Genomic DNA, 22,767 nt, shown 5'->3' with positions numbered 1-22,767 from the left:
TACGCGCAGCGACAGTTGCAGTTGCAGTTGCAGTTGCAGTTGCAGTTGCCGTTGCAGTGAAGTCCCGTTGAGCGCGCCGTGTCAGCGGTGCCCGGAGCGGGAAAAGGTGCGGCGTCTGTCTGAGCCAAGCGCAGCTTGGCGAGTTTAGCCGCGCCCCGCTCCGGGTACCGCTGACACGGGAACCCCGCGTTAGCGGGGCGCGATCACCGGGTCGCCTTTTTTTGGTTACTTTTTTTGGCGAAGCAAAAAAAGTGACCCGGCTGCCGGGACGGACTCCCGGCTTGTCTCCACGGCAGTGCAGCCGCCTTGCGTCACCTGGCAACGCCTGGGCAGCACTGTCGATGTTGATGTTGATGTTGATGTTGATGTTCGTATTGAAACTTCAAACTTCAAACATCAACTTCAAAAGCAACTGCTGCTTTGCAGTGACGTCTTTACGGCGGGTGAAGCAACGCGACTGCACTATCGTCATGACCAGGCCGGGAGTTCGCCCCGGCGGGCGACCTACTTCTTTTGCTTCGCCAAAAGAAGTAGGCAAGAAAAGGCGACCCGGTGATCGCGCCCTCGCTGCGCGAGGGTTCCCGTGCCGTCGATGCATGGAGCGGGGCGCGGCTAAACTCGCCAAGCTGCGCTTGGCTCAGACAGACGCCGCACCTTTTCCCGCTCCACGCACCGACGTCACGGCGCGCTCAACGGGATTTAAAAGCAACGGCAACTTCAAAAGCAACTTCAAAAGCAACTGCAACTGCAACTGCAACTGCAACTGCAACTGTCGCTGCGCGTACGTCAAAAGCAACTGCAACTGCAACTTCGCTAAGGTGTCGCAGCTCATAGGCTCCACCCCGAAAGGACATTGCACGCTACAAAGCCCCGCCCGGCAGAGCCCCTCCCGTCACCACGCCACCTGCCTCCCGGCATGATTCCAGAAGCTACCGCTCTCTTCGCGCCGCCGCGCCAAAATCACCTTCAGCATCCCCGCCACGCTGTCCTCCACCGACAGCGACGCATCCTCGCCCCCCATGTCCGTCCTCACCCACCCCGGCGACATCGCCAGCAAGGTCGCCTTCGGATAATCGAAGGAGGCACTCTTCACCGCCATGTTCAGCGCAGCCTTGGACGCGCGATAGATCCAGCCATGGCTGCTTTCGGTCCCGCCTATGCTGCCCATCTCGCTGCTGATGACCACGAACCGTCCACCCGCCTGCTCCACCATCGGCGCCACCAGCGGCAACGCCTGCATCGCCCCCAGCACATTGGCATGCATCACGGCATCGAAGTCGGCCTGGGTCGGCGGCGCAGTCGCGCCCTGGTGCGGCGGGCCATAGACGCCGGCGACGTAGATCGCCAGGTCCAGCTTGACGTCGTCAAGCTGCCAGCCCAGCCCAGCCAGCGACTCCGGCCGCGTCACGTCCAGCTTCAGGGGCATCGCGCCGGCCGCCTGCAGCTCGGACAGCGCCGCATCCGCGCGCGCGGTGGCATGCACCTGCCAGCTGGCGGCCAGCAACTGGCGTACCAGTTCCCGGCCGATGCCGCGCGAGGCGCCCATCACCAGTGCGGCTGGCATGGCTTACATCATCTCGATGGCCATCGCGGTGGCTTCGCCGCCGCCGATGCACAGCGCCGCCACGCCGCGCTTGCCGCCGGTCTTCTTCAGCGCGCCAATCAGCGTGACGATGATGCGCGCGCCCGATGCGCCGATAGGATGGCCCAGCGCACAGGCGCCGCCGTGGATGTTGATCTTGTCGTGCGAGATGCCATGCTCGTTCATCGCCGCCATTGCCACCGCGGCAAATGCCTCGTTGACTTCGAACAGATCGACTTCCTTGGTGTTCCAGCCAGTCTTTTCATACAGCTTGGCAATCGCGCCCACCGGCGCGGTGGTGAACCAGTTCGGCTCCTGCGAATGACGGGTGTGCGCGACGATTTTCGCCAGCGGCGTGCAGCCCAGCTTCTTCGCGGTCGATTCACGCATCAGCACCAGCGCGGCGGCGCCGTCGTTGATCGAGGAAGACGAGGCGGCGGTAATGGTGCCGTCCTTCTTGAAGGCCGGCTTCAGCGCGCCGATCTTGTCCAGCTTGGCCTTCAACGGGCCTTCGTCCTTGTCGATCACGGTGTCGCCATTGCGGCCCGACACCGTCACCGGGGCGATCTCCCACTGGAAGGAACCGTCGGCGGTGGCGGCCTGCGCGCGCTTGACCGAGTCGATCGCGAAGGCGTCCTGGTCGGCGCGCGAGAACTGATACTTGGCCACGCATTCCTCGGCGAAGGTGCCCATCGAGCGGCCCTTCTCATAGGCGTCTTCGAGGCCGTCCAGCATCATGTGGTCGTACATCATGCCGTGGCCGATGCGGTAGCCGCCGCGCGCCTTCGGGATCAGGTAAGGGGCATTGGTCATCGACTCCATGCCGCCCGCCACCACCACGTCGTTGGTGCCGGCAACGATGGAATCATGGCCATAGATCACCGCCTGCATCGCCGAGCCGCACATCTTGGACATCGTGACCGCGCCGGCCGATACCGGGATGCCGGCCTTGATCGCCGCCTGGCGCGCCGGGGCCTGGCCCTGGCCTGCCATCAGGCAGTTGCCGAACAGGACATCCTGCACCTGGTCGGCCGGCACGCCGGCGCGCTCGACCGCGGCGCGGATGGCCACTGCGCCCAGGTCGCTGGCCGACAGCGAAGAAAAATCGCCCTGGAATGCGCCCATGGGGGTGCGCGCTGCGCCGACGATAACGATGGGGTCGTTCATGTTTCTCTCTCCATTAGGCGGCTTGCGCCGCCGGGTTAGTCAATGAGGATTGCGCCTGCTGTTGCTGATGAAAACGGCAGGACTGCGGATACGGGAACACATCTTCCATGTAGCCGGAAAGAATGCGCTCCTTGCGCGCCTGCCAGTACTCGGGACTGAACAGGTCTGCATGATGCTTCAGAAAATAGTTGCGTACCTTGGGATGGCCCAACAAGAAGGTGCCGAACTGTTCCGGGAACACGTCGTTCTTCGCCACGGGATACCAGGGCTCGTCCGACATTTCGTCTTCCTCGTTGCGCGGCGCCGGAATCCGGCGGAAGTTGCAGTCGGTGATGTACTCGATCTCGTCATAGTCGTAGAACACCACGCGGCCATGGCGGGTGACGCCGAAGTTCTTGTACAGCATGTCGCCGGGGAAGATGTTGGCCGCCACCAGTTCCTTGATCGCATTGCCGTACTCCACCACGCCATGCTCGATGGCCTCGTCGTTGCCGGCCTTGTCGGCATTGGACAGCCAGATGTTCAGCGGCGTCATGCGACGCTCGATGTACAGGTGGCGGATGATGACCTGGCTGCCCTCTTCCTCGACCACCGAGGGCGCCACCTTCTTCAGGTCAGCCAGCAGCTCGTCGGTGATGCGCGAGCGCGGGAAGGCGACGTTGGAATATTCCAGCGTGTCGGCCATGCGGCCTACGCGGTCATGGTTCTTCACCAGCTGGTACTTTTCCTTGACCAGCGCGCGCGTGGTGTCCTTGGGCGCCGGTATAAAGTCCTTGATCACCTTGAACACATAGGGAAAGGACGGCAGCGCGAACACCACCATCACCAGGCCGCGTATGCCGGGCGCGATGTCAATGCGGTCCGATGAATAGCGCAGGTGATGCAGGAAGTCGCGGTAGAACAGCGCCTTGCCCTGCTTCTGCAGGCCCAGCACCGTGTAGATCTCGCTGCGCGGCTTGCTGGGCATCAGGGTGCGCAGGAAATGCACATAGGCCGACGGCACTTCCATGTCGACCAGGAAGTAGGCGCGGGTAAAGGAGAACATCACCATCACCTGCGAGCGGTCGTACAGCACGGTATCGACATACAGTCCATCAGGGCCGTGCAGGATGGGTAGCACGAAAGGATCTTCGCGGTTGCCATTGATGACCTTGCCTACTGCATAGGCAGCCTTGTTGCGGTAGAACAGGCCGGCCAGCACCTGGATCTGCAGATTGGCCTCGGCCGGCGCGGCGCCGAACAGGTCCTGCAGCCGCGCTTCGATCAGGCCGACATCGCGGTCGAGGTCGGCGAACGGGCAGGCCAACTGGAAGTTGGTGATGATGCGCTTTAATGTGTAGCGCAGGCCATCGGTGCCGGGGTAGTAGACGCGGTAGACCGGCGTGGCCTCGTCCGGCTCGATGTAGTCGGTCGACACCGCCGGCCGCACGAAGATGAAGTCGTTGTGAAAGTAGCTGCGGTGCAGGATGTGGCAGCAGACCGAGGTGAAAAAGGTTTCGGCCAGTTCCGGCTGCTTGTGGTTGGTGAGCAGGCCGATGTAGTGCAGCTTGACCTCGCGCCAGACGCTGTCGGTCAGGTCTTCCGGGTCGTATTCGTCCTCCAGCGCCTGCACGCATTCCTGCACCCGCCTGTCATAGAAGGCGATGCGGTCGCGCGCGCCCTGCTGCAGCGCCAGCCAGTCGGCCTGCTCGAAAAGCTGCTTGCCCGCCATGCTGGTCTTGCGGAACAGCCGGTAGTGCTTGTCGAAGCCATCGAGCACCGTGCGCGCGATGTCGAACGCAATCTGCGACGACAGGAGTTTCGGGAACGTGTTCTTCATGGCCCGCGCCTGCTGAAAGAAAATATCCCCGGAGTGTATCGAACTTTGCTGCACCGCCGCTTACCGGGTCTCGGCAAACAGTTCGCGGCCGATCAGCATGCGGCGGATCTCGCTGGTGCCGGCGCCGATCTCGTAGAGCTTGGCGTCGCGCCACAGCCGGCCCACCGGGTACTCGTTGATGTAGCCGTTGCCGCCCAGCGCCTGGATCGCCTCGCCCGCCATCCAGGTCGCCTTCTCCGCCGAGTACAAAATCGCGCCCGCCGCGTCCTTCCTCAACGCCCGCACCGCGTCCGGCGTCTTCGCCCGGTCGCAGGCCTGGCCCACCGCGTACACATAGGCGCGGCAGGCCATCATCGTCGAATACATGTCGGCCAGCTTGCCCTGCATCAGCTGGAATTCGCCGATCGGCTGGCCGAACTGCTTCCTGTCGTGCACATACGGCACCACCGCGTCCATGCAGGCCGACATGATGCCCAGCGGCCCGCCCGACAGCACCGTGCGCTCGTAGTCCAGCCCCGACATCAGCACGTTCACGCCGCGTCCCAGCCCGCCCAGCACGTTTTCCGCCGGCACCTCGCAGTCCTGGAACACCAGCTCGCCGGTGTGCGAGCCGCGCATGCCCAGCTTGTCGAGCTTCTGCGCCACCGAGAAACCCTTGAAGTTCTTCTCGATCAAAAAGGCCGTCATGCCGCGCGGGCCGGCCTCGATATCGTTCTTGGCATACACCACCAGCACGTCCGCATCCGGGCCGTTGGTGATCCACATCTTGCTGCCGTTGAGCACCCAGCGGTCGCCACGGAAGTCGGCGCGCAGCTTCATCGACACCACGTCCGAGCCGGCATTGGGCTCCGACATGGCCAGCGCGCCGACGTGTTCGCCGGAGATCAGTTTGGGCAGGTATTTCGCCTTCTGCTCGTCGCTGCCGTTGCGGCGGATCTGGTTCACGCACAGGTTGGAGTGGGCGCCGTAGGACAGGCCGACCGAGGCCGAGGCGCGTGAGATTTCCTCCATGGCCACGATGTGGGCCAGGTAGCCCATGGCGCTGCCGCCGTACTCCTCGTCCACCGTGATGCCCAGGAGGCCCAGCTCGCCCATCTTTTTCCACAGGTCCATCGGAAACTGGTCGGTGCGGTCGATCTCGGCGGCGCGCGGCGCGATCTGGTCCTGCGCGAACTGCTGCACCGTCTCGCGCAGCGCGGCGATGTCTTCGCCATGGTCAAAGGTTAAACCCGGGAGATTGATCATTGCTGCCTCGCTGAAGGGGGAATGAAGGTTGGTCGGGATGATACGCCGCGTTGACGTTTACGTAAACGTCAAGCCAGATCGCCGCGCCAGTCAGGCATTTTCGGTTTGCCGGGTACTGCGTTTGGCGGCGCTCTTTTTCGCTGGCTTGTCTTCGCCGGCGGGTTTCTCGCCAGCCAGCATGCTGCGGCACTGTTCCTCGTGGGCAGCGATTTCGGCCAGCGTGACTTCCAGGTCCTCGCGCTGCTGTTCCAGCATTTCCCGGTGCCGCGCCAGCACCAGCAGGAAGCGGTTCAACTGGGCCGCCGAATCCTTGGGCGACTCGTACATGTCGACCAGGCTCTTGATTTCAGAGAGCGTCAGGCCCAGGCGCTTGCCGCGCAGCGTCAGCTTCAGCCGGGTGCGCTCGCGCGCGCTGTAGACCCGGGTGCGGCCGCCAGCGCCCTCCCGTTTCGGCGTGAGCAAGCCCTGATCCTCATAGAACCGGATGGCGCGCGGCGTGATGTCGAATTCCCGGGCAAGTTCGGTGATGGTATAGGTGGGCATGAAGTGTTCTCTGCAGAAAACGGGCTGGTGTCCTAGAATGTGCGTTTACGTAAACGTCAACTAATCGCCCATTGTAGGCGGGCGTGCCGCAAATGTGAATCCTGCAGCTTCCGCCCGCCCCTTCCTTCCGACGCCATGAATCCTCTCGAAGCGCAACTTGATTATCCGCTGGGCGAAACCCTGCCCGACACCGGTTCCACCCTGGAGATCGCACCCGGCCTGCGCTGGCTGCGCATGGGCCTGCCCTTTGCGCTGAACCACATCAACCTGTGGCTGCTGGAAGACGAGATCGAGACGGAAACCGGCCCGGTGCGCGGCTGGACCGTGATCGATTGCGGCATTTCCAGCGACGCCACCCGCGAGGCGTGGGAACGCATCTTCGCCACCGAACTGCGCGGCCTGCCCATCATCCGGGTGCTGGTCACCCATTGCCATCCGGACCATGTCGGCCTGGCCGACTGGCTGTGCCAGCGCTGGAACGCGCCGTTGTGGATGAGCACCGGCGAATTCGGCTTCGCCCGCATGATGGCGGCCTCGCTGCCGGGCGTGGAAGGCACGGCCATGGTGCCGCACTTTGCGCGCCACGGCCTGACCGACCCTGGGCTGCTGGAGCAGCTCGGCGCGCGCCGCGCCTACTATGCCCGGCTGGTGCCGTCGGTGCCGCAGAGCTATCGCCGGCTGCATGACGGCCAGCTGCTGCAGATCGGCGGCGACGAGTGGCGCGCCATTGCCGGCTTTGGCCATTCGCCGGAGCATATCGCGCTCTACAGCGCCAAGCGCAACATCCTGATCGCCGGCGACATGGTGCTGCCGCGCATTTCCACCAACGTCTCGGTATTCGCCGTGGAGCCGGAATCCAATCCGGTGCAGCAATACCTCGACTCGCTGTCGGCCTATGCCGACCTGCCGGACGACACCCTGGTGCTGCCCTCGCACGGCAAGCCGTTTCGCGGCCTGCACGTGCGCATCGGCCAGCTGCGCGACCACCATGCAGCCCGGCTCGATGAGGTCATGGAAGCCTGCAGCGCGCCGCAGTCGGCCAGCGACATCGTGCCCATCATGTTTCCGCGCCCGCTGGATGCGCACCAGATCAGCTTCGCCATGGGCGAAGCGCTGGCGCACCTGCACAAGCTGTGGTTCGACGGCGCCCTGCGCCGCCGGCTGGATGACGACGGCATCGTGCGTTTCCTGCGTGCCTGAAACGGCTGACTTGCGCTTGCTGCCGACGGGAAACACGACTTCGCGCAAACAACCCAGCGTTACCGTTGTGCAGCCGGGCCGCATCTACCTATAGTAAAAAGGGTATGCAACCCGACATCCCCCTTTCCATTCGGCGTCGACTTTTTTTTCGGTAACGGTCACACGACCACACTGACATGAAGTAATCGCCCCGAAGAGACTGACTGTCACGCCCCAACATGGAATAGTTTGCCCTAATGAAAGCATCCATCGAACGAGAAGACTTCAGCGGCCGGCTGCAAATGGCCCTGAGGAACGCGGATTACTCACCCGACAGCCCGACGCAGCTTGCGCGGGAATTCAACATCCGATTCGCCGGAAGGCCTATCACCGTGCATGCCGCGCGCAAGTGGCTGGTTGGTGAAGCCATTCCGACGCAGGAAAAGCTGCGCACGCTGGCGCAGTGGCTGGGCGTGCCCGCCGAGTGGCTGCGCTTTGGCGGCGGCGACGACGCGCAGACCATGGCCGGCGGCGACCCGGCATCGCGTTTCGACTCGGCCGACGTCAAGCTCATCGCCGACCTGCAGCGTCTTGACGAGCATTACCAGGTGATTGCCCGCGAAATGATCCGCATGCTGGTCAGGATCAACCGGCAAAAGTAGTTTCCGCAGGCCGGACGGCGGAGAAGGCCGTCTGGCCGCACCGCCTGCCGGCCCTGCATCACACTGTCGACCGGGTTTTCAGTCCTTCAGGCTGCGCAAATAGCGCAATCCCGCAATCGCCCGGCTGCCATACCAGGACATCATCTCGCCATCCACCAGCCTCGCCGGCTTGCCAGTCTGGCGCTCGATCGCGTCCACATGCGCCTCGGTAAACCGATAGGGCTCGGACGACAGCAGTATTTCATCGATGCCGTCCACCAGCGCGTCCGACCAGGCAAACGCCGGATAACGCCGGTCATTGCCGGGCGCCTGCCACTGCCGCATACCGGCCAGCTCCAGCATGCGGGCGATATAGGTGTCGCGCGACACCGTCATCCATGGGTCCTGCCAGATGCAGTACAGCACCTGGCGCACCGGCTCCGCCGGGCATGCCAGCAGCGCGGCATATTCCCTCTCGAACTCGGCGCACAGGCGCTCGGCTGCCTCCCTCGCATTGAAAATCCCGCCCAGCAGACGGTACAAGGCAAGGTTGTCGCGCGGCCCCAGCGGATGGGTGACGATCACATGCGGAATGCATGCCGCCAATGCGTCCACGGTGGGCTTTTCGTTTTCATCGATGTTGACCACCAGGTGTGTCGGCGCCAGCCGGCGTATCTTTTCGACGTTAACGTCCTTGGTGCCGCCCACCTTGGGTATCGCGCCGACGGCGTCGCCCGGATGGATGCAGAAGCCGGTACGCCCGACCAGCCATCCGGCCAGGCCGAGATCGCATAACAGCTCGGTCACCGATGGCACCAGCGACACGATGCGCGGCGCAGCGCCCGGGGCCACCGGGTCATGGCGTGCGCCGATGGCGTCTATCAGGTTCATGTGTGCTCCTGTTTCTGGCGCGCCTTGCGCGGCGCGCGGGAAAATGCCAGATCGTACAGCCAGTTGGGCAGCAGCCGCAGCAGCCTGGCCACCACGCCCATCTGCCAGGGAATCACGCGATAGCTGACGCCGGCGGCGATCGCCTCCGCGGCCCGGGCTGCGAAGCGGTCGGCCGGCATCAGAAAGGGCATGGGATAGGCATTGGAGCGGGTCATGGGCGTATCGATATAGCCAGGCGCGATCGTGACGACCCGGATGCCATGGCGCCGCATCTCCAGCCGCAGCGACTCGCAATAGCTGATGACCGCGGCCTTGGAAGCGCTGTAGGCGGCGGCGCCCGGCAGCCCGCGCATGCCGGCCACGCTGGCCACCCCCACCAGCCGGCAGCCCTGTTCGCCCGCCTGCGCCTGGCGCTGCATGGAGTGGATGAAGGGCGTGAACGTGGCGACCATCGCGGTCAGGTTGATGGCCACGATGCGCTCGAATACGGGCAGGTCTTCGGCCAGCTCGGTCAGCGTGCCGGCCGAGACGCCGGCATTGGCAATGACGATGTCGACGCCGCCAACGGCCTGCAGGAAGTCATCGGCAGCCGCTGCCAGAGCGGCATGCTCGGTCACATCCAGCGCATACACCCGATGCGGCCCGCCGGGCAGCGCGGCTGCCAGTTCCTGCAGCATGTCCGCCCTGCGCGCAACCAGGCCCAGCACGGCACCGCGCGCGGCGTATTCCCGCGCCAGCGCCATGCCCAGCCCGCTGGAGGCGCCGGTGATGAATACTCTTTGCATGCTGTTCCTCTGATCGTTTGGTTGAAAGGTTTTTTGGGGATGCGTGAAGTGGCGGTGGTGGGGGCCGTTGCAGTTGCAGTTGCAGTTGCAGTTGCAGTTGCAGTTGCAGTTGCAGTTGCAGTTGCTTTTGAAGTTGCCGTTGCCGTTGCCGTTGCAGTTGCTTTTAAGTCCCGTTGAGCGCGCCGTGACGTCGGTGCGTGGAGCGGGAAAAGGTGCGGCGTCTGTCTGAGTCAAGCGCAGCTTGGCGAGTTTAGCCGCGCCCCGCTCCATGCATCGACGGCACGGGGACCCCGCGCAGCGGGGCGCGATCACCGGGTCGCCTTTTCTTGCCTACTTCTTTTGGCGAAGCAAAAGAAGTAGGTCGCCTGCCGGGGCGAACTCCCGGCTTGGTCATGACGATAGTGAGGTCGTGTTGCTTCACCCGCCGTAAAGACGTCACTGCGAAGCAGCAGTTAGCTTTTGACGTTAAGCCATGTTCAACGAACACGTCAAAAACAACACCGACAGTGCTGCCCGTGCGTTGCCGGGTGACGCAATGCGATTGCACTACCGTGGAGACAAGCCGGGAGTCCGTCCCGGCGGCCGGGTCACTTTTTTTGCTTCGCCAAAAAAAGTAACCAAAAAAAGGCGACCCGGTGATCGCGCCCCGCTAACGCGGGGTGCCCGTGCCAGCGGTACCCGGAGCGGGGCGCGGCTAAACTCGCCAAGCTGCGCTTGGCTCAGACAGACGCCGCACCTTTTCCCGCTCCGGGCACCGCTGACACGGCGCGCTCAACGGGATTTCACTGCAACTGCAACTGCAACTGCCACTTCAAAGACAACGGCAACTGTCGCTGCGCGTACGTCAAAAGCAACGGCATATTGCTGCATCCACCTCCATCCTGCCCCGCAGCCTGATGCAATACCCCTTCGACGCCCGACGATCCCGCCCCCCCACTCCCTCAGCTTCATTAAAAAAGCCCGCCATCTCGCGACCGGCGGGCCTGTTCATCCAACGGGATGATTACTTCTTCGTCGCCTGCTCCTTGGCAGCCTTGTCCACCAGGAAGCTCGCCACCTGCAGCGCCGACTCATGCAGCACGTTTTCCGGCTGCCGTCCGCCCATGGCCGCGCCCACGATGGAAGGCGAGGTCATGTAGCGGCCGTCGATGGCCAGCGTGGGCACGCCGTCGATCTTGTAGGCTTCCTGCAGCGCAGCCGCGCGCTTGGCCTTGGTCTGCACGCCGAAGGAGTTGTACACCTCCAGGAACTTGGCCTTGTCCACGCCCTGCGCGGCGATGTAATCGGCGATCGCGGCGTCGCTCTCCAGCGGCTTGCGCTCGGCATGGATCGCGTGGAACACCTTGGGATGCAGGTCGTTCAGGCGGCCCATGGCTTCCAGCGTGTAGTACAGCTTCTGCTGCGGCACGAAGGAAGGACGGAAAGCCACCGGCACCCGCTTGAAGGAAATCGCGTTGCCCTGCTTCTTCACCCATTCCACCAGCGATGGCTCAAGTGCGAAGCAGTGCGGGCAGGAATACCAGAAGAACTCGGTGACTTCCACCTTGCCGGCCGATTCGGTGGGCTGCGCCTTTTCCAGGGTCTTGTAGTCGCTGCCGTTGACCGGCGCCTGCGGGGACGCATGCGCCGTTGCCGCTATTACTGCCAGGCTGACTGCTGCCAGCATCTGTTTCATCAACTTCATCGCCACTCCTTCTGTTTATTTGGGGACGCGAACCACGGCCACATCCACGCCGTTGTCGCTCAACCGGGATCGTACCCGGTTCATGGTTTCCAGATTGCCGAACGGACCGAGCCGCACCCGGTAAAGGGTGCCGTTGTCGGTCTTGCGCTCGGCGATATTGGCCGACAGGCCCATCAGCGCCAGCTTTGCCTTGGCGTTCTCGGCATCGTTACGCTCCAGGAATGCGCCAGCCTGCAGATAATAGGTGAATTTGTCGTCGACCGCGCCGCCGCCTTCGGTGGAGCGCTCCACTACCGGCGGCTTGGCGGCTTCGCGCGCCAGCGCCGCCCTGGCTTCAGCGCGTTGCCGCGCCTCGGTCCGCTTCTGCTCCTCGCGCTGCGCCTCGGCCTTCTTGGCTTCCAGCTCGGCGTCGATCGCGGCTTCCTCGTCGCTCTTGCGCGGCACGTCCTTGGCGGCCTGGCGCGCCGCTTCACGGTTGCCGTACAGCGGCTTGTTCGGGTCCGACGGCCCGGTCGGCGCGGCCGGCGGCGGCGCATTGCTGGTGTTGGGCGCCGCCACCCGGTCCGGCCCCCTGTCCTGCGCCTTGTCCTGCTTGCCAAGCTTGTTGACGAAGGGCAGCGGCGTGTTCTTGATGGTGATGGCGACGCCGACCGCGATGGCCAGGCCGATGATAAGACCGATGATCAGGCCCAGCAGCGTGCCGCCGGCCTGCCTGTTGCGTTGATGGATCATGCTTCCTCGAAATTCAGACTTACATCCGGGCCGGCGCCGAGACGCCAATCAGCGCCAGGCCGTTGCGCAGCACCTGACGGGTGGCCACCAGCAACGCCAGGCGCGCCATGCGGGTGGGCATGTCGTCCACCAGCACCCGTTCGGCATTGTAGTAGCTGTGCAGTTCGCCAGCCAGGTCGCGCAGGTAGAACGCCACCTGGTGCGGTCCCAGTTCCTCCATGGCTTTCTGCAACGCTTCCGGGTATTCGGCCAGCTTGGAGAGCAGCGCCGCCTCGCGCGGCGCCGTCAGCGGCGCCAGGTCGACATTGGCGAGGCTGGCCTCGTCGCCGCCCCACTGGCCCAGCACCGAGCAGATGCGAGCATGGGCGTACTGCACGTAATAGACCGGGTTCTCGTCCGACTGCGCCAGCGCCAGGTCGACGTCGAACACGAACTCGGTGTCGGCCTTGCGCGAGATCAGGAAGAAGCGCACCGCATCGCGGCCGCGGGTCAGGTCGCGCGGCGCGCTGTCGACGGCCTCGCCGGCCGACCATTCGATCAGGTCGCGCAGCGTCACGTAGGAACCGGCGCGCTTGGAGATCTTGACCTCCTCGCCGTTGCGCATCACGGTCACCATCTTGTGCAGCACGTAGTCCGGATACCCCTCCGGGATGCCGATGCCGACCGCCTGCAGGCCGGCGCGCACGCGGGCGATGGTGCCATGGTGGTCGCTGCCCTGCACGTTGATGACCTTGTGGAAGCCGCGCTCCCACTTGGTGATGTGGTAGGCCACGTCCGGCACGAAATAGGTATAGGTGCCGTCGGACTTCTTCATCACCCGGTCCTTGTCGTCGCCGTAGTCGGTGGTGCGCAGCCAGAGCGCGCCATCCTGCTCGTAGGTCTTGCCGGCCGCGACCAGCGCCGCCACCGCGCGCTCGACCCGGCCGTCGGTGTAGAGCGAAGACTCCAGGTAGTAGTTGTCGAAGGCCACGCCGAAGGCGTTCAAGTCCAGGTCCTGCTCGCGGCGCAGATAGGCCACCGCATAGCGGCGGATCGATTCGATGTCCTCGACGTCGCCGCTGGCGCTTGCGTCGCCGATGGTGTCCCGGTTCAGAAAGTCGCGCGCAATGTCGGCGATGTAGTCGCCGTTGTAGGCATTCTCGGGCCAGCCGGCGTCGCCGGGCTTGTGGCCGCGGGCGCGGGCCTGCACCGAGTTGGCCAGCGTGGCGATCTGCACGCCGGCGTCGTTGTAATAGAACTCGCGGGTCACGTCATAGCCCTGCGAGGCCAGCAGCGCCGACATCGCGTCGCCCAGCGCGCCCTGGCGGCCGTGTCCCACATGCAGCGGGCCGGTCGGGTTGGCGGACACGAATTCCACCAGCACCCGCTGGCCTGCGCCCTGTTCGCCCTGGCCGTAGGCCTCGCCCTGGCGCATGATTTCCGTCACCACCGCCTGCTTCGAGGCAGCCGACAGCCGCAGGTTGATGAAGCCGGGGCCGGCGATCTCGACCGCGTCCACCAGGCCCGCGCGGGCCGGGTCGGCCAGCACCGCCGCCGCCAGCGCCTGCGCCAGTTCGCGCGGATTCTTCTTCATCGGCTTGGCCAGCTGCAGCGCGATATTGCAGGCCACGTCGCCATGCGACGGGTCGCGCGGGCGCTCCAGCACGACATTCGGTTGCAGTCCGGTTCCGGCCACCAGCGGCGTCAGGGCGTTCTGGAACAGGGAAATGATCTGGTGTTTTTGGGAGGCTAGCATGGGACTCGGTTGGCGCGGGCACATGCCCGCGGATGGCTCAAAACGCCTGATTATACTGGCTTGGACGGCCTTAACTGTCGCGCAGAGCCGATGCGGGGGCGTAGGTCATGATGAATTCGCGCAGCCGGAAAGCCTCCGGCAGCCAGGCGTCGTCCGACAGCCTGCCGTGGTCCAGCCAGACATAGGTTTCGGCAACCAGCGCCGAACCGTCCGCCAGCGTGACCGGCAGCGCGTCGCGCCGGTACTCGGCGCCCTCGAAGAGATCGAGCCGGGCCAGGTCGTCTGGCGCGACATCGCGGTACAGCAGGCCCGCCACCGCCTGCCCGGGCGCGGCCACGATGCCGGGATAGGCCACGCCGGGCACCGCAAAGCGGCGGTAACCCGGCAGGACGGCCGGCTCGGACCGGTAGCGGCCGCCGACCAGCGGCTGCCACACTTCGGCAAACATCAGGGAACCATAGGTAAAGATGTGGGCGCTCACGCTGCTTCCTCTTTGGCTGGACAGGCAGGTCGCATGATAGCCGTTGCTGCCCGGTTGCTGCCGGACAGGCGAACCGGCGCTCAGTCCGCCCCGGGCTTGAAGTCCGGCTCGAAGAAACACCATTTCACCGTCGGCCAGCGCTGCTGTATGGTTTCCTCCACCGTGTTGATGGCTTCCACCAGTGCGTGGTCGCTCGGCTGCGCATGCATGCGCGCCTGCACCGCCACCATCAGCTGCGAACCCCATTGCACCGTGATCAGGTGGATCACGTGGTCCACTTCCGGGCGCGCCAGGATATGCGCCTTGATCGCCGCATGCACTTCCGGGGCGGCCGATTCGCCGGTGATCATGCCCTTGACCTCATGGGTGATGAAGATCGCCACCACCATCAGCAGCACGCCCACCGCGATGGTGCCGCAGGCATCCCATATCGGGTTGCCGGTCACGACCGTCAGCAGCACGGCGATGAAGGCCAGCGACAGGCCGCACAGCGCGGCAATGTCCTCGCCCGCCACCACCAGCAGTTCCGACTGCCGGGTCTCCCGGAACCAGCGGAAGAAGGGCTTGTCGCCGGACGTCTTGCGTATCTCCTTCATCGCGCCATACAGCGAGAAGCTCTCCAGCGCCACCGACACGCCCAGCACGCCCAACGCGACATAGACATTGCTCAGCGGCTCGGGATCGCGCAGGTGCTCGATGCCCTGCATCACCGAAAACGCGCCGCCGAGGAAGAACAGCAGGAGCGCGACCATCATGGCCCAGAAATAGACGACCCGGCCGTAACCCATCGGATGGGACTCATCGGGCGGCTTCTTCGCCTCCTTCAGCCCGCGCAGCAGGAACAGCTGGTTGGTGCAGTCGGCCAGGGAGTGGATGGCTTCGGCCAGCATTGCGCCGGAACCGGTATAGAGCGCGGCGGCGAACTTGGCCGCGGCGATGCCGCCATTGGCGCCCAGCGCATAGAAGATGGGCTTGTTGGATGTGTCCTGCGTGGCCATGTGGTGCGCTCGCTGATGAAAGCGTCACCTTATCCAGCCTGGCGCGGAAACGATATCGATCAACGCAAGCGGCCTTGCCGCTGTGTTTGTCCGGTTGATTGCCATCAACGCAAGCCGACGCCGGCCGCCGTGCGGCAGGAACTTCGGTTTTCAACGGGCCCTCTATCCATTGTAGCTATGACAAACATTGCGGCCGCCGATGGCGCCGCATCTGACAAACGTTCAAAGGAGATAGTGATGAAGAAGCTGATACTTTCCGCCATGTGCGTGGTGGCGCTGAGCGCCTGTAGCGGCATGGATTCGTCGTCGCGCATGGGTTCGTCGAACATGGGTTCGTCCAGCATGGGCTCGTCCAGCACCGGCGCATCCAGCATGGGCTCCACCGGCAGCTCCAGCATGGGACAGGGCGGCACCGCCGGCGCCAACCGGGCGCAAACCACGTCCGGCGCCTACACGGCTCCCGGCACGTCCACCATGCCAGGCTCGAAAGGCACCGCCGGCACGCCGGCAGATCCGAACTCAGCGCAGCCCACCGGCGGCATGGGCGGCACGGGCATGGGCACCGGCTCGGGCAGCATGAGCCGCTGAGCCGGCTTCACTGCGGCCGCTAGGCCGCGTCGGCGGCTTCGAACGCAAGCAGATAGCGCTTGCGTTCAAGGCCGCCGGCGTATCCCGTCAACTTGCCGTCGCTACCCACGATGCGGTGGCATGGAATGATGATCGACAGAGGGTTGCGTCCTATCGCACTGCCCACTGCCCGCACCGCCCGCTCCGCGCCGATGGCGCAGGCATGCGACAGGTAGCTCGTCGTGGCGCCATAAACCACGGTCGACAACTGGCGCCATACGGCTTGCTGAAACGGCGTGCCGCGCAAGTCCAATGGCAGATCGAAGCGACGCAGGCTGCCATTGAAATACGCATCCAGCTGCGTTGCCGCACGCTCCAGGTGCGGATGTTCTCCTTCACGCCATCCCTCAACACCGCGGAAATGCCGGTGCTCCTCGAAATACAGGCCGCACAGGCCGGCATCGCTTGCCGCCAGCAGCAGCCTGCCCAGCGGGCTTTCATGCATGCGGTAATGAATCATCGCGCTTCTCCTTGTCATTGCAGTCCATGCCATAGCAGCAGCGCCGCATAGCCGCGCCAGGGCGCCCAGGCGGCGGCGCGCGCCAGCAGTTGCGCTTCCTCCAGACGCCCGCCTTCGATGCCTGACGCCGCCTTCTGCAGGCCCAGATCGCCGGCCGGGAACGCATCCGGAAAACGCAGCCCGCGCAGGGCGATGTATTGCGCGGTCCATTCGCCGATGCCGGGCACGGTCTTCAGGCGTGCCACCGCATCGGCAAGGCCGGTGCCCGGCGCGAACGCCAGTCCACCCGCCGCGGCAAAGTGCGCCAGCGCCGCCAGCGTGCGCGCGCGCGCAAGCGGCAGGCCGCAGCCGGCGATGGCCTCCAGCGGAGCCGCCGCCAGTTCTTCGGCCAGGGGAAAATGCAACCCGACCTCCTGAAACGGCGTCGCGGCGGGCCGGCCGAAACGTTGCGCCAGACGGCCCGACAGCGTGGTGGCGCCGGCCACGCTGATCTGCTGTCCCAGCACCGCGCGCACTGCCAGTTCGAAGAGGTCGAAGGCGCCGGGCACGCGCAGGCCGGGCGCCGCGGCCATCCTCGCCGCCAGCAGGCTGTCACCGGCCAGGTGCGCTTCGATGGCGGTCGGGTTGGCGTCGAGGTCGAACTGGCTGCGTATCCGCGCGGCCAACGGCATGAGCCATGGCGCCAGCGAAGCGGCCGTCTGCAGCTGCAGCTGGCCGCGCTGCGGCAGGTGCGACACGCGCAGCCAGCCCTGCCCGCCCTGCAGCCGCACGCTGCGCAGGTAATGCAGCTCGCCGCCTTGCTCGCGCACCGCTTCCACGCCGGGTATGGCGCGCCGCTGCAGATAGCGCAGCATCTGGTCCCAGGCATAGGGCGGCCGGTAGGCCAGCCGCAGCGTCAGCGCGCCGTCATCGATGCCTTCGCCGCCGGCGCGGCGCAAGGCGCCCGGCGCCATCCGGTAGCGGCTGACGAACAGCGCATTGAAGCGGCGCACGCTGCGAAAGCCCGCCGCAAACGCCACATCGGGCATGGGCAGCAGGGTTTCCTGCAGCAGCTTCTTGGCAAACAGCAGGCGCTGGGTCTGGGCCAGTTCCACCGGCGTGACGCCAAAGTGGCGCAGCAGCACCCGGCGCACCTGGCGCGACGACAGTCCCACCTCGGCCGCCAGCCGCTCGAGCGCGCCGCCGTCATCGCCGCCGCCTTCGTTCAATGCGCCGGCGGCGATGCGCTGCCATACCGCATGGGCCAGGTTCTGCTGCAGCGCATAGGGCGCCAGCTCGGGCCGGCAGCGCAGGCAGGGACGAAAGCCCGCCGCCTCGGCGGCCGCGGCGCTGGAAAAGAATTCGCAGGAGGAGCGGCGCGGCGGACGCACCGCGCACACCGGGCGGCAATAGATGCCGGTGGTTTTCACGCCGGTGAAGAAGACGCCGTCGAAGCGGGCGTCGCGCGCAAGCAGCGCGCGGTAGCAGCTGTCAGGGTCGGGCGGATGATCGAAGGTGGTGCTCATGCAGCCGATTTATACGCGCCGCGCCAGCCAGCGTCTAGCCGTTTTCGGACGTCAGTTTCGCCAGCTTGTGACGTGGCGGAACTGGCGCTGGCTCAGGGCCGGTCGGCGGCCTGGGCGGCGGCCATGGTCGCCAGCGCCGCCGCCTCGGCCACCAGCCTGGCGCCGGCCACCGCCGGCGCGCTGCCGTCGGCCGCCGCGACCGCCGCCGCCGACGCGCTGGCCACAGCCGATATCGCGGCCACCGCGGTCGCCTCCTCCACCGCCGGCGAGGATTCGGGCAGGCGCTGGAAGCCGGCATGCAGGAAGCCGGCAATGGCCTGCTGCGCCGCTTCGAGATAAGGAATCGTGCAGTGGTCGGAGCCGGCGATGGTCTGGTCCAGCGGCTGCGACGGCAGGCTGGCGACGAACCTGTCGGTATGCGCCGGCGGCACCACGTCGTCCTGCTCGGCGCGCAGCACCAGGATGCGGGTCTGCAGCCGCGCGGCGAATTTCACCGACTCGAAGCGATGGCGCAGCATCCACGCCACCGGGATCGTGCGGAAGAAGCGCCGGCGCGCCAGCGACACCAGCGAATCGTAGGGCGTGATCAGGGCCAGCGACGCCACCGGCCGCTGCGCCGCCACCTGCACCGCCACGCCCGAACCCAGGCTGCGTCCGACCACTGCCACCCGCCGCGCATCCACCCTGTGATGCGCGGCCAGCCAGTCCCACAGCATGGAGGCATCCTGCATGATGGCTGCCTCGCCCGGCACGCCGCTCGATTCGCCGTAGCCGCGGTAATTCATCGCCAGCACCGTCATACCGGGAAACATGCGGCTGGCGTCGCGCGCCACCCAGCTGACTTCCTCGGAACGTCCGCCAAAGTACAGCACGCCGGGATGGCGGCCCGGCGCATGCGGGGTCATCAGCCAGCCGCACAGCCGGGTGCCGTCGGCGGCGCGCAGCACCACGCGGCGGGTGCGATGGCCGGCGCTGCGCGGTCGCTGGACTTCCGGTTCGCGCACCGGATTGAACACCAGGTGGGTCTGGCGGGCGAACACCACCGCCGCGAAGCCGGCCCACAGGAAGCTGGCCACGCCGGCGGCGCCGGCGATGAGCCGGCTGTCGGGGCCGGCGATGCGTCGCACCGACGTGACCGCCGTCGCATCGGGTTCCGCCGCCATGGCGCCATCGACAACCGCGCCCGGGTTTTCCTGCGCCTGCGCTGCATGCTGCTCGGCCATCGCGCTCTCCTTGTCTGGTCCTGTATTAGAGGGAAAAACAGGCGCTGCGGTTCGACGTTTCGCAGTCGATTGCATCAAGGATTTGCCTGTTTGACAAGGCTGGCAGACGGAACACGGCCGCTCCCCCTGCCAATCCGACGTTCGCTGTGCGAACGGCCCTGCTGCGCTACACTCTTTGCTTTCAAAAATAAAACGACAACATCATGTCTCCCGCCACCCGCGCGCCCAGTCTGAAAACCATCCTGCTCTGCACCGGCCTGATCCTGACCCTGGCCATGGGCGTGCGCCACGGCTTCGGCTTCTGGCTGCAGCCGATTTCGCAAGCCAATAACTGGACCCGCGAAACCTATTCGCTGGCGATGGCGCTGCAGAACCTGATGTGGGGCGCGTTCGGGCCATTCGCCGGCATGGCGGTGGACCGCTGGGGCACCGCCCGCGTCGCGATATTCGGTGCGCTGCTGTATGCGGCCGGGCTGCTGTGGATGGCTTTCGTCACCCAGCCGGTGCTGTTCGTGGCCGGCTCGGGCCTGCTGATCGGCGGCGCGCTGGCCTGCACCGCATTCGGCGCAATGAGCGGCATCATCGGCCGCACCGCGCCTGAAGAAAAACGCTCCTGGGCCTTTGGCATCTCTGGCGCGGCCAGCTCCTTCGGCCAGTTCGCGCTGATGCCGATCGAGCAGCAGCTGATTGGCGCCATCGGCTGGCAGCATGCCTTCCTGGCGCTCGCCGCCCTGGTGCTGCTGGTGATGATCCCGATGGCGACCTTTCTGCACGAACCCAAGCCGAGCCGTTCCGGACCGCAGCAAAGCATGCCGGAGGCGATACGCGAAGCCTTTGGCTACCGGCCCTTCCTGCTGCTGCTGGCGGGTTACTTCGTCTGCGGCTTCCAGCTGGTGTTCATCGGCGTGCACATGCCGGCCTACCTGAAGGACCGCGGCCTGACCGATCCCGGCGTGGCGGTGATGGCGCTGGCCCTGATCGGCCTGTTCAACATCTTCGGTTCCTACGGCGCCGGACGGCTCGGCGGCTGGCTGCCCAAGCGTTACCTGCTGTCGTCCATTTACCTGGCGCGGGCCGCGGCGATTGCGCTGTTCCTGCTGCTGCCGCTCACGCCGCTGTCGGTCTATGTATTTTCCGCGGCGATGGGCGTGCTGTGGCTGTCCACGGTGCCGCTGACCAATGGCGTGATCGCCGGCATCTTCGGCGTGCGCTACCTGTCGATGCTGTCGGGCTTCGTGTTCTTCTCGCACCAGGTCGGCAGCTTCCTGGGCGTCTGGCTGGGCGGCTTTCTCTTCACCCGGCAAGGCAACTACAACACCGTCTGGATGATCACCATTGCGCTGGGCATCTTCGCCGCGCTGATCAACCTGCCGATCGATGAAAAGCCGATCGCGCGGGCCCAGGCGGTGCCTGCCTGAAGGCGCGCGCCATGCGATGGCGCCTGGCCGGATGGCTTGCCGCGGCGGCGCTGCTGGCGCTGGTATTCCTGGCCTACCTGCGGCCAGGCTTTCTCGTCGACCTTGCCAACCAGATCCTGCTGTGCATGTAGCGCAGGCGGGTCAGCGCGCCGCCGCGATCTCCAGCAGCATGTCCGTCAGCGCTTGCGGCGAGGTCAGCATCGCATCATGCCCGGCGGCGATCTCGCGCCAGCCCCAGTCCGGCTGGGCGCGCAGCCGCTCGCGGATGCCCGCCAGCGGTGGATACCAGGGATCGGTGACGGCGATATAGGTCCTGGGCAAGCCATTGCCCACTGGATGCCGCAATGCCAGCGGCTCGGTGTAGGCCTTCAGCGGATGCGGAGTGAGCCGGCGCATCAGCCATGCAACCTGCTGCGGCTCGCTGACGCCGAACTTGTCGGGCGTCGGGATGGCCATGCGCAGGCCTTCCGGGTCGATCGTCCTGCTGCGCTCGCGCTGCACCGCTTCCGGCAGGATGCCCAGGCCCGACTGTCCATTCTCCACCACCAGCGCATCGAGGTAGACCAGGTGCGCGATGCGCTCCCTCATGCGCTCGGCGACGCCGCTGATCACCAGTCCGCCGAAGCTGTGCCCGACCAGCACGATGTCGCTCAGCTCCTCGCATTCGATCACGGCGCAGGCATCGGCGATGAAGGTGGAAAGCCCGGTGCGTTCATCCAGCAGATGGGCGCGCTCGCCCAGTCCGGTCATGGTGGGGGTGTACACCTCGTGGCCGGCGGCGCGCAACTGCGCCGCCACGTCGCGCCAGCACCAGCCGCCATGCCAGGCGCCGTGTATCAATACGAAAGTCATGTCGTCTCCGTTTTTTTATGGGAGCTCAGATGATAAGGCCGACGCCGCGATGCGCGCCTGTTCTGACCGGGCGCAGCGTCCAGAGCGGCAGCGCGGTTAGAATGCAGCGATGGACACCAACTCAAGCGACATCCCGCTCGCCGAACTGGAACAGGCGATCAATTACTGGCGCAACCTGCGACCTTCGCGCGGCGAGGAACATTCGCTGTCGCCGGAAGTCAACCGGCTGGCCGAGGTCTATGCGCTGATGATCTACGAGCGGCTGCACAGCCTGCCGCTTGCCCGCATCGGTGCCGACGTGCTGGCCCTGATCGAGGCCTGGCGCAGCCAGCGGGTGTAAGGGGGGGCCGGGCTGCCTGGCCTGACGCCGACGGCGGGCGGCGGAGTCGATTCGGACGCAGTTTCTCTGCCGTTGCCGTTGCCGTTGCCGTTGCCGTTGCCGTTGCCGTTGCTGCTGCAGTTGCTTCTGAAGTTGCCTTTAAGTCCCGTTGAGCGCGCCGTGCCGTCGGTGCGTGGAGCGGGAAAAGGTGCGGCGTCTGTCTGAGCCAAGCGTAGCTTGGCGAGTTTAGCCGCGCCCCGCTCCATGCATCGACGGCACGGGGACCCTCGCGCAGCGAGGGCGCGATCACCGGGTCGCCTTTTCTTGCCTACTTCTTTTGGCGAAGCAAAAGAAGTAGGTCGCCTGCCGGGGCGAACACCCGGCCTGGTCATGACGACAGTGCAGTCGGCTTGTTTCACCAGGCGTAAAGGCGTCACTGCGAAGCAGCAGTTGGCTTTTGAAGTTTGAAGTTTGAAGTTTGAAGTTTGAAGTTTGAAGTTTGAAGTTTGAAGTTTGAAGTTTGAAGTTTGAAGTTTGAAGTTTGAAGTTTGAAGTTTGAAGTTTCAATACGAACGTCAACATCAACTACGACAGTGCTGCCCGTGCCTTGCCGGGTGACGCAAGGCGATTGCACTGCTGTGGAGACAAGCCGGGAGTCCGTCCCGGCGGCCGGGTTACTTTTTTGCTTCGCCAAAAAAGTAACCAAAAAAGGCGACCCGATGATCGCGCCCCCGCTGCGCGGGGGTTCCCGTGTCAGCGGTACCCGGAGCGGGGCGCGGCTAAACTCGCCAAGCTGCGCTTGGCTCAGACAGACGCCGCACCTTTTCCCGCTCCGGGCACCGCTGACACGGCGCGCTCAACGGGACTTCACTGCAACGGCC

Annotated in this window: 24 protein-coding genes; 6 read left to right on the top strand and 18 right to left on the bottom strand. The window is 65.4% G+C overall.

Translation table 11 applies throughout. The features are described from left to right. Positions 1-637: 637 nt before the first annotated feature. The 6 genes from ABC383_RS15140 to ABC383_RS15115 form a co-directional block, all read right to left on the bottom strand. A complete protein-coding gene (locus ABC383_RS15140; protein WP_413014919.1) occupies positions 638-832 on the bottom strand; it encodes a hypothetical protein in 195 nt (64 codons plus the stop codon). Between the two features lie 60 nt (positions 833-892). Next, positions 893-1,564, bottom strand: coding sequence for an SDR family oxidoreductase (locus ABC383_RS15135; protein ID WP_413014918.1), 672 nt, complete (start codon positions 1,562-1,564; stop codon positions 893-895). Between the two features lie 3 nt (positions 1,565-1,567). Beyond that, positions 1,568-2,749 carry an acetyl-CoA C-acetyltransferase gene (locus ABC383_RS15130; protein WP_413014917.1) on the bottom strand — a complete coding sequence of 394 codons (1,182 nt, stop codon included), beginning with the start codon at positions 2,747-2,749 and terminating at the stop codon, positions 1,568-1,570. A gap of 13 nt (positions 2,750-2,762) precedes the next feature. Beyond that, positions 2,763-4,568 (bottom strand): bifunctional isocitrate dehydrogenase kinase/phosphatase, encoded by a 1,806-nt coding sequence (gene aceK, locus ABC383_RS15125; protein ID WP_413014916.1) that lies wholly within the window; start codon positions 4,566-4,568, stop codon positions 2,763-2,765. A 60-nt stretch (positions 4,569-4,628) separates the two neighbouring features. Next, the gene (locus ABC383_RS15120) at positions 4,629-5,813 is read right to left on the bottom strand and encodes an isovaleryl-CoA dehydrogenase (protein WP_413014915.1); all 1,185 of its coding nucleotides are present in this window, start codon (positions 5,811-5,813) and stop codon (positions 4,629-4,631) included. A gap of 90 nt (positions 5,814-5,903) precedes the next feature. Then, the gene (locus tag ABC383_RS15115) at positions 5,904-6,356 is read right to left on the bottom strand and encodes a MerR family transcriptional regulator (RefSeq protein ID WP_413014914.1); all 453 of its coding nucleotides are present in this window, start codon (positions 6,354-6,356) and stop codon (positions 5,904-5,906) included. 135 nt (positions 6,357-6,491) lie between these two features. Here ABC383_RS15115 and ABC383_RS15110 point away from each other — a divergent pair, with 135 nt between their 5' ends. Both ABC383_RS15110 and ABC383_RS15105 read left to right on the top strand, forming a co-directional pair. After that, entirely contained in the window at positions 6,492-7,556 is a 1,065-nt protein-coding gene (locus ABC383_RS15110) for an MBL fold metallo-hydrolase (protein ID WP_413014913.1), read from the top strand. Between the two features lie 236 nt (positions 7,557-7,792). After that, positions 7,793-8,197: a hypothetical protein gene (locus ABC383_RS15105; RefSeq protein WP_194715457.1), complete on the top strand. Its 405-nt coding sequence runs from the start codon at positions 7,793-7,795 to the stop codon at positions 8,195-8,197. A gap of 78 nt (positions 8,198-8,275) precedes the next feature. Here the strand turns inward: ABC383_RS15105 and ABC383_RS15100 are convergent, their stop codons facing one another. Both ABC383_RS15100 and ABC383_RS15095 read right to left on the bottom strand, forming a co-directional pair. Further along, a complete protein-coding gene (locus ABC383_RS15100; RefSeq protein ID WP_413014912.1) occupies positions 8,276-9,067 on the bottom strand; it encodes a helical backbone metal receptor in 792 nt (263 codons plus the stop codon). Next, complete coding sequence (locus ABC383_RS15095) at positions 9,064-9,852, bottom strand: SDR family oxidoreductase (protein ID WP_413014911.1); 789 nt, start codon at positions 9,850-9,852, stop codon at positions 9,064-9,066. Before ABC383_RS15095 ends, ABC383_RS15100 begins: the two co-directional genes overlap by 4 nt. Between ABC383_RS15095 and ABC383_RS15090 the strand changes: the two genes are divergently transcribed. After that, a complete protein-coding gene (locus ABC383_RS15090) occupies positions 9,847-10,029 on the top strand; it encodes a hypothetical protein (protein WP_413014910.1) in 183 nt (60 codons plus the stop codon). The two genes, ABC383_RS15095 and ABC383_RS15090, sit on opposite strands and share 6 nt — an antisense overlap. Before the next feature lie 826 nt (positions 10,030-10,855). On the opposite strand, the gene ABC383_RS15085 is transcribed toward ABC383_RS15090, so the two are convergent. The 5 genes from ABC383_RS15085 to ABC383_RS15065 form a co-directional block, all read right to left on the bottom strand. Continuing rightward, complete coding sequence (locus ABC383_RS15085; protein ID WP_413014909.1) at positions 10,856-11,536, bottom strand: thiol:disulfide interchange protein DsbA/DsbL; 681 nt, start codon at positions 11,534-11,536, stop codon at positions 10,856-10,858. Between the two features lie 15 nt (positions 11,537-11,551). After that, complete coding sequence (locus ABC383_RS15080) at positions 11,552-12,268, bottom strand: SPOR domain-containing protein (protein ID WP_413014908.1); 717 nt, start codon at positions 12,266-12,268, stop codon at positions 11,552-11,554. Between the two features lie 19 nt (positions 12,269-12,287). Beyond that, on the bottom strand, positions 12,288-14,003 hold the full coding sequence (gene argS, locus ABC383_RS15075; protein ID WP_413014907.1) for an arginine--tRNA ligase: 1,716 nt from the start codon (positions 14,001-14,003) through the stop codon (positions 12,288-12,290). Between the two features lie 70 nt (positions 14,004-14,073). Further along, positions 14,074-14,484: a gamma-glutamylcyclotransferase family protein gene (locus tag ABC383_RS15070; RefSeq protein ID WP_413014906.1), complete on the bottom strand. Its 411-nt coding sequence runs from the start codon at positions 14,482-14,484 to the stop codon at positions 14,074-14,076. Between the two features lie 80 nt (positions 14,485-14,564). Beyond that, the gene (locus tag ABC383_RS15065; protein ID WP_413014905.1) at positions 14,565-15,482 is read right to left on the bottom strand and encodes a cation diffusion facilitator family transporter; all 918 of its coding nucleotides are present in this window, start codon (positions 15,480-15,482) and stop codon (positions 14,565-14,567) included. Positions 15,483-15,719: 237 nt separating this feature from the next. Here ABC383_RS15065 and ABC383_RS15060 point away from each other — a divergent pair, with 237 nt between their 5' ends. Beyond that, positions 15,720-16,070 carry a hypothetical protein gene (locus ABC383_RS15060; protein WP_413014904.1) on the top strand — a complete coding sequence of 117 codons (351 nt, stop codon included), beginning with the start codon at positions 15,720-15,722 and terminating at the stop codon, positions 16,068-16,070. A 19-nt stretch (positions 16,071-16,089) separates the two neighbouring features. On the opposite strand, the gene ABC383_RS15055 is transcribed toward ABC383_RS15060, so the two are convergent. The 3 genes from ABC383_RS15055 to ABC383_RS15045 form a co-directional block, all read right to left on the bottom strand. After that, positions 16,090-16,569, bottom strand: coding sequence for a methylated-DNA--[protein]-cysteine S-methyltransferase (locus tag ABC383_RS15055; RefSeq protein ID WP_413014903.1), 480 nt, complete (start codon positions 16,567-16,569; stop codon positions 16,090-16,092). A gap of 14 nt (positions 16,570-16,583) precedes the next feature. Next, entirely contained in the window at positions 16,584-18,074 is a 1,491-nt protein-coding gene (locus tag ABC383_RS15050; RefSeq protein ID WP_413014902.1) for an AlkA N-terminal domain-containing protein, read from the bottom strand. 92 nt (positions 18,075-18,166) lie between these two features. Continuing rightward, positions 18,167-19,297: an alpha/beta hydrolase gene (locus ABC383_RS15045; RefSeq protein ID WP_413014901.1), complete on the bottom strand. Its 1,131-nt coding sequence runs from the start codon at positions 19,295-19,297 to the stop codon at positions 18,167-18,169. Positions 19,298-19,500: 203 nt separating this feature from the next. Here ABC383_RS15045 and ABC383_RS15040 point away from each other — a divergent pair, with 203 nt between their 5' ends. Beyond that, complete coding sequence (locus tag ABC383_RS15040; protein WP_413014900.1) at positions 19,501-20,715, top strand: MFS transporter; 1,215 nt, start codon at positions 19,501-19,503, stop codon at positions 20,713-20,715. A 141-nt stretch (positions 20,716-20,856) separates the two neighbouring features. Here ABC383_RS15040 and ABC383_RS15035 read toward each other — a convergent pair whose 3' ends face one another. Then, entirely contained in the window at positions 20,857-21,567 is a 711-nt protein-coding gene (locus ABC383_RS15035) for an alpha/beta fold hydrolase (protein ID WP_413014899.1), read from the bottom strand. Between the two features lie 109 nt (positions 21,568-21,676). On the opposite strand from ABC383_RS15035, the gene ABC383_RS15030 reads away from it, so the two are divergent. Further along, the gene (locus ABC383_RS15030; protein ID WP_413014898.1) at positions 21,677-21,907 is read left to right on the top strand and encodes a DUF3717 domain-containing protein; all 231 of its coding nucleotides are present in this window, start codon (positions 21,677-21,679) and stop codon (positions 21,905-21,907) included. Between the two features lie 412 nt (positions 21,908-22,319). Here the strand turns inward: ABC383_RS15030 and ABC383_RS15025 are convergent, their stop codons facing one another. Further along, on the bottom strand, positions 22,320-22,580 hold the full coding sequence (locus ABC383_RS15025) for a hypothetical protein (protein WP_413014897.1): 261 nt from the start codon (positions 22,578-22,580) through the stop codon (positions 22,320-22,322). Positions 22,581-22,767: the final 187 nt, after the last annotated feature.

Origin of the sequence: Noviherbaspirillum phoenicis (assembly GCF_047237965.1) — a bacterium.
GTDB lineage: Bacteria > Pseudomonadota > Gammaproteobacteria > Burkholderiales > Burkholderiaceae_D > Noviherbaspirillum_A.
The sequence above is the reverse complement of the archived record's forward strand: the minus strand, read 5'-3'. Positions and strand labels throughout refer to the sequence as shown.